Raw genomic sequence first — 12,675 nt, 5'->3', positions numbered from 1 at the left:
AAGTAAAGGCTCGTGCCGCAAGTCAGTGAAAGACAAGCAGTGTACACCCTCAATTCGGCTCGACCCGGAGCCGGGTTGCCGCTTCATTGCGGTGCATCAGCATGCGCGGCACCCGGCGCGCGGCGCGCCTGACGATCGCCTGACAACTGCGCTTCGTCCGCCGGGAACGTCGCCGAGACGGCAAGCGATGCACGTTCGAACCTGCTGCCGCGCACGTGCTTGCGTGTATCGGCAAACTTTCGTGCACACACTTCACTTTCAAGTGCATGCGCACGAATCATGTGCATGCCGATTCATCCCGCCGCCCTCCTTCAAAATGCATGAAACCCCATTAAAAACCTCGTCAAACATACGGGTTTTCTCACACGAATGCTTACCTTCATGTGGCCGGAACCGTGCCTGTTCGATTCGGTATTTTCTAGTGTGTACGCTATTTAATTGCCGTGATATACAGACTCCAGTGCGCAGCGGAACGTCCGCTCGCGTCGATCGGCCACCCATTCATCCGTCACCTTCGAACAGGGGCAATCCCATGTCTACCGCACACCCGAGCGCCGCCGTTTCCCCCGACGACGCGCTGCACGGCAATCTCTACCGCAAGGTCACGCTGCGCCTGATTACCCTCTTCTGCCTGTGCTACTTCGCGGCCTATCTCGACCGCATCAACATCGGGCTCGCGAAACTCCAGATGCTCGACGCGCTGAAGTTCAGCGATACCGTGTACGGGCTCGGCGCCGGCCTGTTCTTCGCCGGCTACATCCTGTTCGAAGTCCCGAGCAACCTGGTGCTGCAACGCGTCGGCGCGAAGCTGTGGATCGCGCGGATCATGATCACGTGGGGCCTGCTGTCGGGGGCGACGATGTTCGTGCACACGCCGATGCAGTTCTACATCGTGCGTTTCCTGCTCGGCGCGGCCGAGGCCGGCTTCCTGCCCGGCGTGCTGCTGTACCTGACGCAGTGGTATCCCGATGCGCGTCGCGCGCGGATCGTCGCGCTGTTCATGGTTGGACTGCCGCTGTCGAGCATGATCGGCAGCCCGATCTCCGGCTGGATCATGCGCGCGTTCGACGGCGCGCACGGGCTCGGCGGCTGGCAGTGGCTGTTTCTGCTCGAAGCGCTGCCGTCGGTGCTGCTCGGCTTCGCCGTGCTGCGCTGGCTGCCCAACAACATCGAATCCGCGCGGTGGCTGACTGCCGACGAGAAGCACGCGTTGCGCGCGAACCTCGACGCCGATCCGTCCGGCAACAAGAGCCATGCGCTCGGCAAGGCGTTCTCCGATCCGAAGGTATGGGCGCTCGGCCTGATCGACCTGTGCGTGCTGCTCGGCCTCTATGCGGTGAGCTTCTGGCTGCCGACGATCCTGCGCGACACGGGCGTGAAGGATGCATATCACATCGGCTGGCTGATGGTGATCCCGAATGCCGCGGCCGTGCTCGCCACGCTGTATTGCGGCGCAAGTTCCGACCGCGCGCGCGAACGCCGCTGGCATATCGTCGTGCCGTTCATGGTGTCGGCCGTCGCGCTGGCAATTGCGGCATCGTCGTCGCACGGCACGTTCGGGACGGTGCTGCTGTTCTCGCTGATCAACGCGGGAGCGGCCGCCGCGATGCCGGTCGTCTGGGCGTTGCCGTCGACTTTCCTGAAGGGCCCGGCCGCCGCCGGCGGGATCGCGTTCGCGTGCTCGATCGCCAACCTCGGCGGGTTCGGCAGCACCTACTTCATCGGTTGGCTGCGCGACACGTTCCATTCGCAAAGCGCGGGGCTGTACGGTTTCGCCGCGTGCATGGTGATCGGCTGCGCCTTCGCGCTCGCCTATCCGGCCCGGCTCGTGAACCGCTGACACAGCCCGTCCCGCGCGCGACGCGGTCATTTTTACAACCGCGCCGATCGCGCGGCCCGCCCCACACGACCTGTCCCGCCCCGCGCACGCTGCCCCTGCGGCGCGTGCGCGCGTCCCGCCGCCGCTTCCCGGCTCGCTCCCGCCGCCATTCGCCACGCAGGCACATCGCTTGCGTCATCCACGCGCCCGCCGATCCGGCGGGCAGCATCCTTCCCACAACCGGCGCTGCGCACCGCGCGACCCTTCGCGCGGCGATCCCGCATCGCAAGCAGGTTCCCTGAACGAGAGGACAACATGAAATCAATACGAACGCTGGTCGCCCTGTGCTCGGTCGTTTCCGTGCTCGCGGCATGTGGCGGCGACGGCAACGACGTCGGCACCGAACTCGGCATCTCGAAGCCGCAGGCGCGCTTCATCAACGCGGTGCCGGCCGGACCGAACCTCGATTACTACCTGAACGCAAAGCTCGACCAGGGCGGTATCGCGTACAAGGGCGTGACGCGCTATCACGACGTCGACTCGGGTACGCAGAACGCCAGCTATGACGTCTCGGGCACGACGACGACCATCGCCGCGCAATCGTTCAGCGCGGCAAACGGCCATCACTACACGACGATCGCACTGCCGAGCACGACGTCGCTGATTTCCGTGATCGACGATCCGTACGACAAGGGCCTGCTGTCGGACAAGGCGCGCGTGCGCAGCTTCAACGCGTCGCCGAACGCGCAGAACGTCGACATGTACATCGTCCCGCCCGGCACCGACATCACGACGCAAAGCCCGACGCTCGCGGGCGCGGCCTACCAGAACGCGGTGCCGGCATCGGCGCAGGATTCGATCTACCTGAACGGCGGCAGCTACCAGGTGATCGTCACGACGGCCGGCAGCAAGACGCCGATCCTCAAGACCGCGCCGGTCACCATCAACAACAACGCCGACTGGCTGCTGCTGACGATCCCGTCGGGCGGAGTCGGCGACGTGACGCCGAACGATATCCACGTGCTGGTTGCGCAGGGCAACGACGCCGATACGTCCGCGCAGGAACTCGGTCCGCAATAAGGATCGCTGACGGTCGTGGCGGCCGGCGCGATCGTGCCGCCTGCCGCACCTTGTCGCCGCGCGGTCAGTTGTGCCGCTCCAGGACGATCACATGCTCGGGGCGCGCGCCGTCGCCGTGCTCGACGTCGACAGCGCCGACATGACGCACGTGCCAGCCCGGCCGCGTCGCGATCTGCGGCAGGTTGCCGGACGGACGGCTCTCGATCCCGCCGAGCCCTTCGTCGGGCGTGTCGACCGCTTCGTCGAGCGACGCGTTCGAATGAATCACGTTGTCGTGCCATTTCGACGCGCCCACGGCCGCCTCCATGCCCTTGCCGTCGACATCGACCGTGTTGTCGGTCATCGCCATGCTCGCGTTGTCGAGCGTCGCGATCCGGGCGGCCGCTCGCCGCACGGGGTCGTCGCTGTCGGGCGCATGCGTGCCGCGCTCGATCGGCGGCAGGCCGGTCGGCGTCTTTGCGGCAATCATTTCGGGCGTCAACGGGCGCCCGCGCGCCGCATCGGGTATGCGGTGCGCCGCCGGGCCCTTCGCTGGCTCGTCTCCCCGATCTTTCGGGGCGGGGTTCGATTCCACGTTCTGCATCGCACCTCCTCGTCCGGCCGGCGTGCGCCGGCATCAGGCCGCCGGCGCCGGTCCGGGAATCGCTACAACGGTCCTTGCAAATCTTTCATGTGCGCAGCAGCGCGCACGTGCACCACCCGGCGCACGTGGCAAGCCGGCACGGCGTCGCCTCAAGCGGACGTCGCACCCGCACACGGCCGGGGCAACGTCCGGCGCACGGGAGAACCACGGAACAACCGCGGGTCAGCCGCCGCTCGCGCCGCCCGGCGCGGAGGCCGCGCCCGGCATGCTCGCGCCGCTGTCGCCGCTGCTGCCGGCCGCGCTGCTGCCCGGCGTACCCGACGGCGCGGCCGACATGCCGCCCGTTGCGCTCGAGTCGGAGCTCGCGCCGCTGCTGTCGCTCTTCTTCTGGCAGCCCGCACCTGCCGCCAGGCCCGCAATCAGGATGCCGGCGAAGACGGCCCGCGACACATGACGAAGTGAATATCGCTGCATGACACCTCCGCTGATGTCGATGTGGATGGAGCCCGCTGGCGAGCAATTCCCGTACCGCACCGGCCTTCGCCGACGCCCGCCCGCATTGCATTCATTTTTCAAATGACGCCCAACCGAATATTTAATTTCCCATCACCGTGCCGGCCTTCCATACTCGCGAACAAATCCGAGACATGACGTCCACGGTGGCCCAGCCGGCGCAGCGTTCCCACGCTGCCGGTTTCGCGCCCCGCACATGGAAGGAGACAACGGCGTGCAACTGGAAGCCACCCACCGTCCCGGCCTCGCGCTCGGCGCGGACGACGCATCGCATCGAACCGATTCGGCCGCGCGCGACCCCGCGCCGAGCCAGCGGCTGCACAATCCCGACCTCGCGCCGGCGCGCCCGAAACGGATCGTCGGCTGGCCGGACACCTTCGCACGATGACGCGCCGCCGGCCCGCTGCTGCGTCGCACCCGGGCATCGGGTCGCCGGGAGGCGTATCGGCATGCGGGACACACTAGACCCGAACGCCCCGCCCGGCGACGCGTCCGACGCCGCGGGTGCGCTCGACCTGCTCGATGCACGGTTGATGCGCATCCTGCTCGTGCTGCTGACCGAGCGCACCGTGTCGCGTGCGGCCGTGCGCCTGAACATGTCGCAGCCGGCCACCAGCGCCGCGCTCAAGCGCCTGCGCACGCTGCTCGGCGATCCGCTGCTGGTGCGCAGCCGCTACGGGATGGTGCCGACCGAGTTCGGCGCACGGCTGATCGACCCGCTGCGCAACGCGCTGCGCGTGATCGACTTCATCCGCATCCAGCAGCCGACGTTCGACGCGCGCACGTCGGTGCGCACCTACCGGATCGGCTGCCCCGACTACCTGAACGTGCTGTTCGTGCCGAAGCTCGTCGCGCTGTTCCGCGAACGCGCACCGAGCGCGCAACTCGTGTTCCATCCGCTCGGCGACGGCTTCGACGACGAGCGCGCGCTGGCCGACGGCGAACTCGACATCGTGATCGACAATCGTCCGGCACGCGCGTCGCGGTTCCGGCAGGACGACCTGTTCGACGATCGCATCGTGTGCCTGATGCGCGCGACGCATCCGCTCGCGCGACGCGGCACGATGACGGCTGCCGACTTTGCCGAAGCACCGCAGCTGTGCCCGACACCGTCGTGGCTCGAAGCGTCCGGCGCGATCGACCAGCAACTTGAACGCGTGGGCCTGCAGCGGCGGATCGTCGTCACGCTGCCGCATTTCGAACTCGCCGCGCATGCGCTGGTGCGCACCGACATGCTCCTGACCACCACGTACCGGCTCGCGCGGCACTATGCGAAGCTGCTGCCGCTCGCCGCCGTTGCGTTGCCCGCTGAACCGCCGGACATCGTGTACCGGATGACCTGGAACGAATCGGGTGCGTGCGCCGAGGGCGTGCGCTGGTTGCGCGGGCTGATCGCGGAAGCGACGCGTGCGTGGCTCGACGCGGAGGCCGCGCTACCGACTGTCGCGGCCGTCTCGGCCGTCCAGGCGGCCGACGCGAGCGCCGCCCCTGCGCCCGATACGCCGCGCTCGCCGGTGCGACGTCGTGCCACGCACTGCGGCCGCACCCACCGGACACCCATCGCACGCGCGACGCGTGCGCACCGCGCGACAACGAAGCCGCATTGAATGCGATGCGGCGGCGCCCGCGGTAGGCCCCGTCCTATTTACCCGCGGCAGACGCGCCATGCACAATGACGGCATTCGAGAGAGTCATCCGGAATCCGAGGGCATGCCGATGAAAACCTACCTGATCGCCGTGGCCGCACCGTTCGTGCTGCTGGCCCACTCCCCCGCGTTCGCCGACACACGGGATTGCGCGACGCGCATCCGCGCGCTGCAGACGCAGATCGATCAAGCGAAGCGGTTCGGTCATACGCAACAGCTGATGCGCCAGCAGATCGCGCTCGCGCAAATCCAGGAGAACTGCACGGACGCCGGCCAGCTTTCCCGTGCCGAACGCAAGGTGCAGGACAAGCAGCGCGATATCGAACAGGCTCGAGGCGACGTGCGGGACGCGCAGGCGCGCGTATGCGAAGCCCAGGCGCACGACGACGCGCACAAGGTCGAGAAGGCCCGGCGCAAGCTCGCCGACAAACAGGACAAGCTGCACGAAGCGACGCGCGACCTGCACGAAGCCGAAGCCGATCGCAACGCATTGAAGAGTTGACAGCGCGCGCGGCGTGCCGTCACGCGTCACGCATCGGTTGCGCGAGCAACTGGTAGGCAACGACGGCCGCGACCAGCGCAAGCACGCCGCTCACCGTCAGCGCACGGGCAAACCCGCTTGCGAATGCGACGGGCGCCGCCTGCGCGAGCGCACCCGCGGCCGACGGCGGCACGCGCTCGAGCGCCTGCGCGAGATCGCCGGCGAGCAGACTCGACATGAATGGCGCATCGGCGAACGCGCGCAGGCCGGGCGCGGCGGACAGCAGCCGGTCGAGCCGCGCATGCGTGCTCGCCGCCAGCACCGCGCCGAGCACGCCGACGGCCGTCACGATCGCCGAGAAGCGCGTCGTCGTGCTGATGCCCGATGCCATGCCGGTGCGATTCGGCGGCACGCACGCCATGATCGCCTTCTGCGTGTCGCCGTTCATGATGCCCGCGCCGCAGCCCGTCACGACCATGCCGAGCGCGACGAGCCGGTAGTCGCCACTGGCCGTCAGCGCCGCGGTCGCGAGATTGCCCGCGCCGATCAGCGCGAGCCCGCCCGCGAGCACGCCGCCGGACGCCACGCGCGTGGCCAGCGCCGCACCAAGCGACGGCCCGGCGATCATCGCGAACGCGAACGGCAGCATCCCGAGCCCCGCGTCGATCGCCGACATCCCGAACGCGTTCTGCAGGTACAGCGGCAGAAACGTCATCATCACCTGCGCGCACGCTGCATAGCCGAACATCGCGAGCACGGCGCCGACGAAGCGCGGCTGGCGGAACAGCGCGAGATCGATCATCGGCCGCGCCTGCCAGCGCTCCGCGCCGACGAACGCCGCGAACAGCGCGGCGGCGAGCGCGAGCCGGCCGAGCGTCGCGGCCGACAGCCAGCCGTGCGACGGTGCACCGATCAGCGCCGCGATCGCACACGCGAGCGCCGCGCCGAACAGCAGGCTGCCCGCCGCGTCCACGCGCTTCGCGTGCGGATCGCGCGACTCGTCGATCGCAACGCGCGCGCCGGCCGCGAGCAGCAGGCAGACGGGCAGGTTCAGCAGGAACACCCAGCGCCAGCCGATCCATTGCGTGATCGCGCCGCCGACGAGCGGCGCGATGGCCGTCGCGATCCCCATGCACATGCCCCAGATCGCCCACGCGCGCGCCCGTTCGCACCCGTCCGGAAAACGGTTGGCGATCACGGCGAGCGCGGCCGTCAGCAGCAGCGCGGCGCCGCCGCCCTTCACCGCCCGCGCAGCGATCAGCCAGCCGGCCGTCGGCGCGACGCCGCAGCCGAGCGACGCGAGAAAGAACAGCGCGAGCCCCGTGAAGAGCATCCGCTTGCGGCCGAAGCGGTCGGCCAGCCCGCCGGCCGGCAGCAGGCACGCGGCGAACGCGGTCATGTACGCGCTCACGACCCATTCGATATCGGCGAAGCTCGCGTGGAAACTGCGCGCGATGCTCGGCAGCGACACGGCGACGACGTTCGTGTCGAGCACGATCAGCGAGCAGGTCGCGGACGCGACGGCGAGCGTCGCGGCGGCGGGCATGCGGGCGCCGGTGCGCGGGGCGGCCGCCGCGCCTGCGCGCGACGCCGGTGAAGACTGGGACATCGGCTGCTCCGGAACGAGATCGACGAGCCGTATGCTAGGCTTGCTCCGTATTGCCTGTCATTGATACTCCGAAGCTGTTTTATTAACGAAAATTGCAATCATGGACCGGCTCGAATTCCGCCACGTGCGCGCGTTCCTGAGCGTCGCCCGGCATCTGCACTTCGCCCGCGCGGCCGAAGCGCTCGACATGGCGCCGCCCGCGCTCACGCGGCAGATCCAGGAGGCCGAACGCGTGCTCGGCGTGCGCCTCTTTCACCGGTCGCGCCGCGCGGTCACGCTGAGCGCGGCCGGCGAGGCCTATCTCGCCGAGGCGAGCGCCGCGGTCGAGCACCTGCAGCGCGGCCGCGAGCTCGCGACATTGGCCGAGCGCGGCGAAATCGGCCGGATCGAGATCGGCTACGTGTCGTCGGCCGTCTATTCGGGCACGCTGCAGCGCACCGTCGGCGCGTTTCGTGACGCGCATCCACGCATCGAACTGAACCTGCGTGAAGTGCCGATGGACGACGTCGCGAACCAGCTCGACACGGGCCGGCTCGACCTCGCCTACGTGCGCCCGCCGATGCCGCTGCCCGGCGCCCTGCGGGTCGTCACGCTGCAGCGCGACGTGTTCGTCGCGGCCGTGCCGGCCGGGTCGCGCTACGCGTCGATGGCGGCCCTTCGCGCCACCGACCTCGCCGACGCGCGCTTCGCGGTACCCGAACAGGAGCGCGGCACGCTCGAGGTCGCGCGCCGCGGCCGCTTCGCACCGCTGATCGCCGCACGCCCGGGCGGCCTGCTCGCGGTGCTCGCGTGCGTATCCGTGAATGGCTGGGTTGCCGTGATTCCCGATGCGCTCGCCGGTTGCGCGTCGCTGCCGGGCGTCGTGTACCGGCCGATCGCCGGCAAGCCGATCACGTCGGAACTGGCACTCGCGCATCGGCGCTTCGAAAAGGCGCCGGCGGTACGCGCGTTCCTGCGGACGGTTCCGTCGGCCACGCGCGGCCCCGCATGAAACACCCGCGTGCGGCGCTGGCGGCGATGCCCGCCGTCGCCGCACGAATATGCATTGCACGATTCGATGTTTGTCGGCGGCAAACCGATTCCGTAACCTGCCCGGCAGCCGCGCCGCCCGCGCGCGGATCACCGAGGACACCCCGCCGATGAATCCATCCTCTGCTCCGGCGCGCCGCCGTGTGCTGCAGCGCCTTGCCGCCCTCGCCGCCGCACCGCTCGCCGGCGGCATCGCACGGCCCGCCCACGCAGTCGGCACCGATCTGTCCGGCGTCACGCTCGTGCTCGGCGACCAGGCCGGCGGCCTGCGCGCACTCGCGGAAGCCGCACGCGTGCTCGACGGTACGCGTTACCGGTTCCGCTGGGCCAACTTCCAGGGTGCCGCGCCGCTGTTCGAGGCGCAGCGCGCGGGCGCGATCGATCTCGCGCCGGCCGGCGACCTGCCCGTGCTGACGGCCGCGCTCGGCGACCCGTCGTTGCGGATCGTCGCGACGCGCGTCGGTTCGCCGGCGTCGCTCGGCATCGTCGTGCCGCCCGATTCGCCCGTGCGCACCGTCGCCGACCTGAAAGGGCAAACCGTCGTCGTGTCGTCCGCGCGCGGCAGCATCTCGCAGTACCAGTTGTACGGCGCGCTGCGCGAACACGGCCTCACGCCGCGTGATGTCGACGTGCGCTTCGTGCTGCCCGTCGATGCATTCGCCGCGTTCGAGGCGCAACGGATCGGCATCTGGGCAACGTTCGACCCGTACTACGGGCATGCGGTACGGCGCGGCGCGCGCATCGTCCGCGACGGCAGCGGCATCAATTCCGGGCTGGCGTTCCTGACGTCGCCGGTCGAAACGCTCGACGATCGCGCGAAGCGCGCGGCACTCGCGGACGTACTGGCGCGGCTCGCCCGCGCGGGGCAATGGGCGCTTGCGCATCCGGCCGACTATGCGGGCGTCTATGCGTCGCTCACGCGCCTGCCGACCGATGCGGCCACCGACATCGCGCGCCGGGCCGCGCTCGCGCAGCGCAGCCTCAGCGGCGCCGATATCGACGTGCTGCAGCGTGTCGCCGACCGCGCGGCGGCCGACGCGATCCTGCCGCGGCGGGTCGATGTCGGATCGATCGCGATCCGCAACGTATCCGCCTGAGCGAGGCCGCGCAGGGCTGCGTTCAGCGTGGGCGCGCCATGTCGAGGGGCGGCAGGTCGTCGCCGAACGTCGAGGCGACGAGCGTGCGCATCGCGGCGACCGGCAGCGTCGGCCCCGACCGGTTGAACGTGCAGCGCTCGCCCGCGGCGGACGCGGCCCGATGCGTCGCGGCCCGCCACGCGCCGCGTCCGCCGTCGCGCTCGAATGCGGCGAACGGCAGCCGCTCGGCGATCGGGCCGCCGCACCCGCATCAATTCGTGTCACGAATCCCCGATTCCTGCCTACAATGGATCGGAACACCTGTCGCCCGGCCTGCCGCGGACGACAACCGGATCCATACGGTGCAGCGCAGGCCGGATCTCTCGGGGGACGTATGTCCGCGCATGCCAGAAGGCCACTGGTCTCGCTCGTCGTGCCGTTCCACGACGAGGACGAAGCAATCGACGCGTTCTTTGCAACCACGCTGCCCATCCTCGAATCGGTCGAGTCGGCCCGTTTCGAGATCGTCTGCATCAACGACGGCAGCCGCGACGATACGCTCGGCAGGCTGATCGACGTCGCCGCCGGCGACCCGCGCGTGCGCATCGTCGATCTCACCCGGCGCTTCGGCAAGGAGGCCGCGCTTACCGCCGGCATCGACGAAGCCGCCGGTGCCGCCGTGATCCTGATCGACGCCGACCTGCAGGACCCGCCCGCGCTGATCCCCGCGATGGTCGAACGCTGGCTCGCCGGCGCCGAGGTCGTCGCCGCGAAGCGTACCGACCGCATGTGCGACCCGCTGCTGCAGCGCGTGGCCGCCGCGCTCTACTACCGCGTGCACAACCGCCTCTCCGAAGTCGAGATGCCCGAGAACGTCGGCGATTTCCGCCTGATGGACCGCCAGGTCGTCGACGCGCTGCGCGCGCTACCCGAGCGCCGGCGCTTCATGAAAGGCCTGTTCGCGTGGGTCGGCTATCGCATCGAGATCATCGAATACACGCGTGCGCCGCGCAGCGGCGGCCGCTCCAAATTCTCCGGATGGCGGCGCTGGAACTTCGCGCTCGAAGGCATCACGAGCTTCAGTACCGTGCCGCTGCGCGTATGGACCTACATCGGTCTCGCGTTCGCCGCGCTGTCGTTCGTCTACGGTGCGTTCATCGTCGTGCGCACGCTCCTGTTCGGCAATCCCGTGCACGGCTATTCGTCGCTGATCTCCGTGATGCTGTTCGTCGGCGGCATTCAGCTGATCGGTATCGGCGTGATCGGCGAATACCTCGGCCGCATCTATCACGAGTCGAAGCAGCGTCCGGTCTATCTCGTGCGGCGGCGCTATCACGTGCAGCGGGACGCCGTCGCGCATCCAGTGTCGAAGCTGCTGCAGTTCCCGCTCAAGCGCACGCACGCGGCCCGCCGCCGCACGACGCAGCCTGCGGCCGCCGGCCACGGTGCGGCGCGGAAAGCGTCCGTCAAGTAACCGCGCACACGACGCATGGATCTCCTCCGGCAATCGATACGATCGGCGGATCATCCCGTCCGCGCGTGGCTGACACCCCGGCGCGTCGTTGCGTACAGCGCGGTCGCGCTTGCGTGCTACGCACTGCTGCTCGCCACCTGGGCAGCCGTCGTCCGTGACGCGCCCGCCACCGCGCTGACGCGCCCGGGCCCCGACTACGCGGTGTTCTGGTCGGCATCGTACGTGATGCTGCATGGCTCGCCATGGCAAGCGTACGATCTGCCGACCTTCTCGCGGCTGGCGGCCGACCTGTTCCCGCAGTTCCGCCGGGGAAACCTCGTCGCGTGGCTGTACCCGCCCACCAACCTGCTGCTCGTGACGCCGCTGGCGCTGCTGCCCTTTGCGATCGGCTATCCGCTGTTCGTCGCGTTCGGCGTCGGCGTGTTCGGATTCGCCGCCTCGCGCGTATCGCGGCTCGGCGCGATCCCGGGCGCATCGCGCGTCGGCGGGTTCGCGCTGGTCGCCGCCCCGTGCGTGTTCGTCACCGGGATATTCGGGCAGAACACGTTCCTGACCGCGTCGTGCGCGGCGCTGGCCGTCTGCTGGGCGGACCGTCGGCCGATGTGGGCAGGCCTCTGCATCGGCCTGCTGTCGGCCAAGCCGCAGATGGCATTGCTGTTCCCGTTCGTGCTGGTCGCCACGCGCGCATGGCGCACGATCGCGTGGGCCGCACTGGCCGCCACCGCGTTCGCCGTGATGAGCGTCCTGATCTGCGGCGTCGAGTCGCTACGGCTGTTCGTCGCCGGCACGGCGGTCGCACGCTCGCTCCTCCTCGAGCACAGCATCATGTTCTGGCTCGTGTCGCCGGCGCCGTTCGCCGCGTTCCGCCTCGCGGGCCTGCCGCCGGGTATCGCGTATGTCGCGCAAGCGTGCATCGCGGCGCTGGCGATCGCCGCCGCCTGCATCGTGTGGACGCGCTCGCGCGACATCCGCTTGCGCGCGGCGGTGCTGGCGGTCGCAACGCTCGTCGCGAACCCGTACGTGTGGCACTACGAGCTCGCCTGGCTCGGCATCGCGATCGCGTGCATGCTGGCGGCCGGATGGCAGGACGGCTGGCTGCGCGGCGAGCAGACCGCGATCGCGCTCATGTGGCTGCTGCCAGTCGTCGAATACCTGAACCCGTGGCTGCAATGGCCGCAGATCGGGCCGGTCGTGACGCTGTTCGCGCTCCTCGTGCTGGTGCGCCGCGCCGGCCCGGGGGCTCGAAGCGCGAGCCGCGGCGGCACGTACGCGCCATAGTACGGCCCGACGCCGGCCGCCGAGTTCTGCGCGATCACGCCGTTCGCCGCCGGTGCGGCCTGCGACCCGTTAACCGCGCCGCCGCTC

The 12,675-nt window shown here is 69.7% G+C and carries 13 protein-coding genes and 1 pseudogene; 9 read left to right on the top strand and 5 right to left on the bottom strand.

Features of this window, described 5'->3' with window-relative positions:
* Nucleotides 1-83 precede the first annotated feature (83 nt).
* A complete protein-coding gene (locus tag HWX39_RS11275) occupies nucleotides 84-281 on the bottom strand; it encodes a hypothetical protein (protein WP_175968059.1) in 198 nt (65 codons plus the stop codon).
* A 251-nt stretch (nucleotides 282-532) separates the two neighbouring features.
* Between HWX39_RS11275 and HWX39_RS11270 the strand changes: the two genes are divergently transcribed.
* Nucleotides 533-1,840: an MFS transporter gene (locus HWX39_RS11270; protein WP_175968057.1), complete on the top strand. Its 1,308-nt coding sequence runs from the start codon at nucleotides 533-535 to the stop codon at nucleotides 1,838-1,840.
* 294 nt (nucleotides 1,841-2,134) lie between these two features.
* Nucleotides 2,135-2,899 (top strand): DUF4397 domain-containing protein, encoded by a 765-nt coding sequence (locus tag HWX39_RS11265; RefSeq protein ID WP_175968055.1) that lies wholly within the window; start codon nucleotides 2,135-2,137, stop codon nucleotides 2,897-2,899.
* 64 nt (nucleotides 2,900-2,963) lie between these two features.
* On the opposite strand, the gene HWX39_RS11260 is transcribed toward HWX39_RS11265, so the two are convergent.
* Both HWX39_RS11260 and HWX39_RS11255 read right to left on the bottom strand, forming a co-directional pair.
* A complete protein-coding gene (locus HWX39_RS11260; RefSeq protein WP_175968053.1) occupies nucleotides 2,964-3,482 on the bottom strand; it encodes a DUF3005 domain-containing protein in 519 nt (172 codons plus the stop codon).
* 222 nt (nucleotides 3,483-3,704) lie between these two features.
* A complete protein-coding gene (locus tag HWX39_RS11255) occupies nucleotides 3,705-3,956 on the bottom strand; it encodes a hypothetical protein (RefSeq protein ID WP_175968051.1) in 252 nt (83 codons plus the stop codon).
* 235 nt (nucleotides 3,957-4,191) lie between these two features.
* On the opposite strand from HWX39_RS11255, the gene HWX39_RS11250 reads away from it, so the two are divergent.
* From HWX39_RS11250 to HWX39_RS11240, 3 genes are all read left to right on the top strand, one after another.
* Nucleotides 4,192-4,383: a hypothetical protein gene (locus HWX39_RS11250; protein ID WP_175967685.1), complete on the top strand. Its 192-nt coding sequence runs from the start codon at nucleotides 4,192-4,194 to the stop codon at nucleotides 4,381-4,383.
* Nucleotides 4,384-4,444: 61 nt separating this feature from the next.
* Nucleotides 4,445-5,602: a LysR family transcriptional regulator gene (locus tag HWX39_RS11245; protein WP_175968049.1), complete on the top strand. Its 1,158-nt coding sequence runs from the start codon at nucleotides 4,445-4,447 to the stop codon at nucleotides 5,600-5,602.
* 103 nt (nucleotides 5,603-5,705) lie between these two features.
* Complete coding sequence (locus tag HWX39_RS11240) at nucleotides 5,706-6,143, top strand: DUF1090 family protein (protein ID WP_244134971.1); 438 nt, start codon at nucleotides 5,706-5,708, stop codon at nucleotides 6,141-6,143.
* A 19-nt stretch (nucleotides 6,144-6,162) separates the two neighbouring features.
* On the opposite strand, the gene HWX39_RS11235 is transcribed toward HWX39_RS11240, so the two are convergent.
* Entirely contained in the window at nucleotides 6,163-7,731 is a 1,569-nt protein-coding gene (locus HWX39_RS11235) for an MFS transporter (RefSeq protein WP_175968047.1), read from the bottom strand.
* A 100-nt stretch (nucleotides 7,732-7,831) separates the two neighbouring features.
* Between HWX39_RS11235 and HWX39_RS11230 the strand changes: the two genes are divergently transcribed.
* Together HWX39_RS11230 and HWX39_RS11225 are read left to right on the top strand one after the other, a co-directional pair.
* Nucleotides 7,832-8,722 (top strand): LysR family transcriptional regulator, encoded by an 891-nt coding sequence (locus HWX39_RS11230; RefSeq protein WP_175968044.1) that lies wholly within the window; start codon nucleotides 7,832-7,834, stop codon nucleotides 8,720-8,722.
* 148 nt (nucleotides 8,723-8,870) lie between these two features.
* Nucleotides 8,871-9,857 (top strand): ABC transporter substrate-binding protein, encoded by a 987-nt coding sequence (locus tag HWX39_RS11225; protein WP_175968042.1) that lies wholly within the window; start codon nucleotides 8,871-8,873, stop codon nucleotides 9,855-9,857.
* Between the two features lie 22 nt (nucleotides 9,858-9,879).
* On the opposite strand, the pseudogene HWX39_RS36800 reads toward HWX39_RS11225, so the two are convergent.
* Nucleotides 9,880-10,242, bottom strand: a pseudogene (locus HWX39_RS36800) (hypothetical protein).
* Here HWX39_RS36800 and HWX39_RS11215 point away from each other — a divergent pair.
* Both HWX39_RS11215 and HWX39_RS11210 read left to right on the top strand, forming a co-directional pair.
* A complete protein-coding gene (locus tag HWX39_RS11215; protein ID WP_175968040.1) occupies nucleotides 10,231-11,310 on the top strand; it encodes a glycosyltransferase family 2 protein in 1,080 nt (359 codons plus the stop codon). The pseudogene HWX39_RS36800 and the gene HWX39_RS11215 overlap by 12 nt on opposite strands.
* Nucleotides 11,311-11,325: 15 nt before the next feature.
* Nucleotides 11,326-12,588, top strand: a complete 1,263-nt coding sequence (locus HWX39_RS11210) for a glycosyltransferase family 87 protein (protein ID WP_175968038.1) — start codon at nucleotides 11,326-11,328, stop codon at nucleotides 12,586-12,588.
* Nucleotides 12,589-12,675: the final 87 nt, after the last annotated feature.

The organism is Burkholderia sp. BCC0322 (assembly GCF_902833045.1).
Taxonomy (GTDB): Bacteria; Pseudomonadota; Gammaproteobacteria; order Burkholderiales; family Burkholderiaceae; genus Burkholderia.
This window is presented reverse-complemented; position numbering and strand designations above follow the sequence as displayed.

What these genes read in the sequence shown, in the direction of transcription:
- HWX39_RS11275 (WP_175968059.1), bottom strand. Translation starts at nt 281, where the DNA reads ATGATTCGTGCGCATGCACTTGAAAGTGAAGTGTGTGCACGAAAGTTT.
- HWX39_RS11270 (WP_175968057.1), top strand. Translation starts at nt 533, where the DNA reads ATGTCTACCGCACACCCGAGCGCCGCCGTTTCCCCCGACGACGCGCTG.
- HWX39_RS11265 (WP_175968055.1), top strand. Translation starts at nt 2,135, where the DNA reads ATGAAATCAATACGAACGCTGGTCGCCCTGTGCTCGGTCGTTTCCGTG.
- HWX39_RS11260 (WP_175968053.1), bottom strand. Translation starts at nt 3,482, where the DNA reads ATGCAGAACGTGGAATCGAACCCCGCCCCGAAAGATCGGGGAGACGAG.
- HWX39_RS11255 (WP_175968051.1), bottom strand. Translation starts at nt 3,956, where the DNA reads ATGCAGCGATATTCACTTCGTCATGTGTCGCGGGCCGTCTTCGCCGGC.
- HWX39_RS11250 (WP_175967685.1), top strand. Translation starts at nt 4,192, where the DNA reads ATGGAAGGAGACAACGGCGTGCAACTGGAAGCCACCCACCGTCCCGGC.
- HWX39_RS11245 (WP_175968049.1), top strand. Translation starts at nt 4,445, where the DNA reads ATGCGGGACACACTAGACCCGAACGCCCCGCCCGGCGACGCGTCCGAC.
- HWX39_RS11240 (WP_244134971.1), top strand. Translation starts at nt 5,706, where the DNA reads ATGCCGATGAAAACCTACCTGATCGCCGTGGCCGCACCGTTCGTGCTG.
- HWX39_RS11235 (WP_175968047.1), bottom strand. Translation starts at nt 7,731, where the DNA reads ATGTCCCAGTCTTCACCGGCGTCGCGCGCAGGCGCGGCGGCCGCCCCG.
- HWX39_RS11230 (WP_175968044.1), top strand. Translation starts at nt 7,832, where the DNA reads ATGGACCGGCTCGAATTCCGCCACGTGCGCGCGTTCCTGAGCGTCGCC.
- HWX39_RS11225 (WP_175968042.1), top strand. Translation starts at nt 8,871, where the DNA reads ATGAATCCATCCTCTGCTCCGGCGCGCCGCCGTGTGCTGCAGCGCCTT.
- HWX39_RS11215 (WP_175968040.1), top strand. Translation starts at nt 10,231, where the DNA reads ATGTCCGCGCATGCCAGAAGGCCACTGGTCTCGCTCGTCGTGCCGTTC.
- HWX39_RS11210 (WP_175968038.1), top strand. Translation starts at nt 11,326, where the DNA reads ATGGATCTCCTCCGGCAATCGATACGATCGGCGGATCATCCCGTCCGC.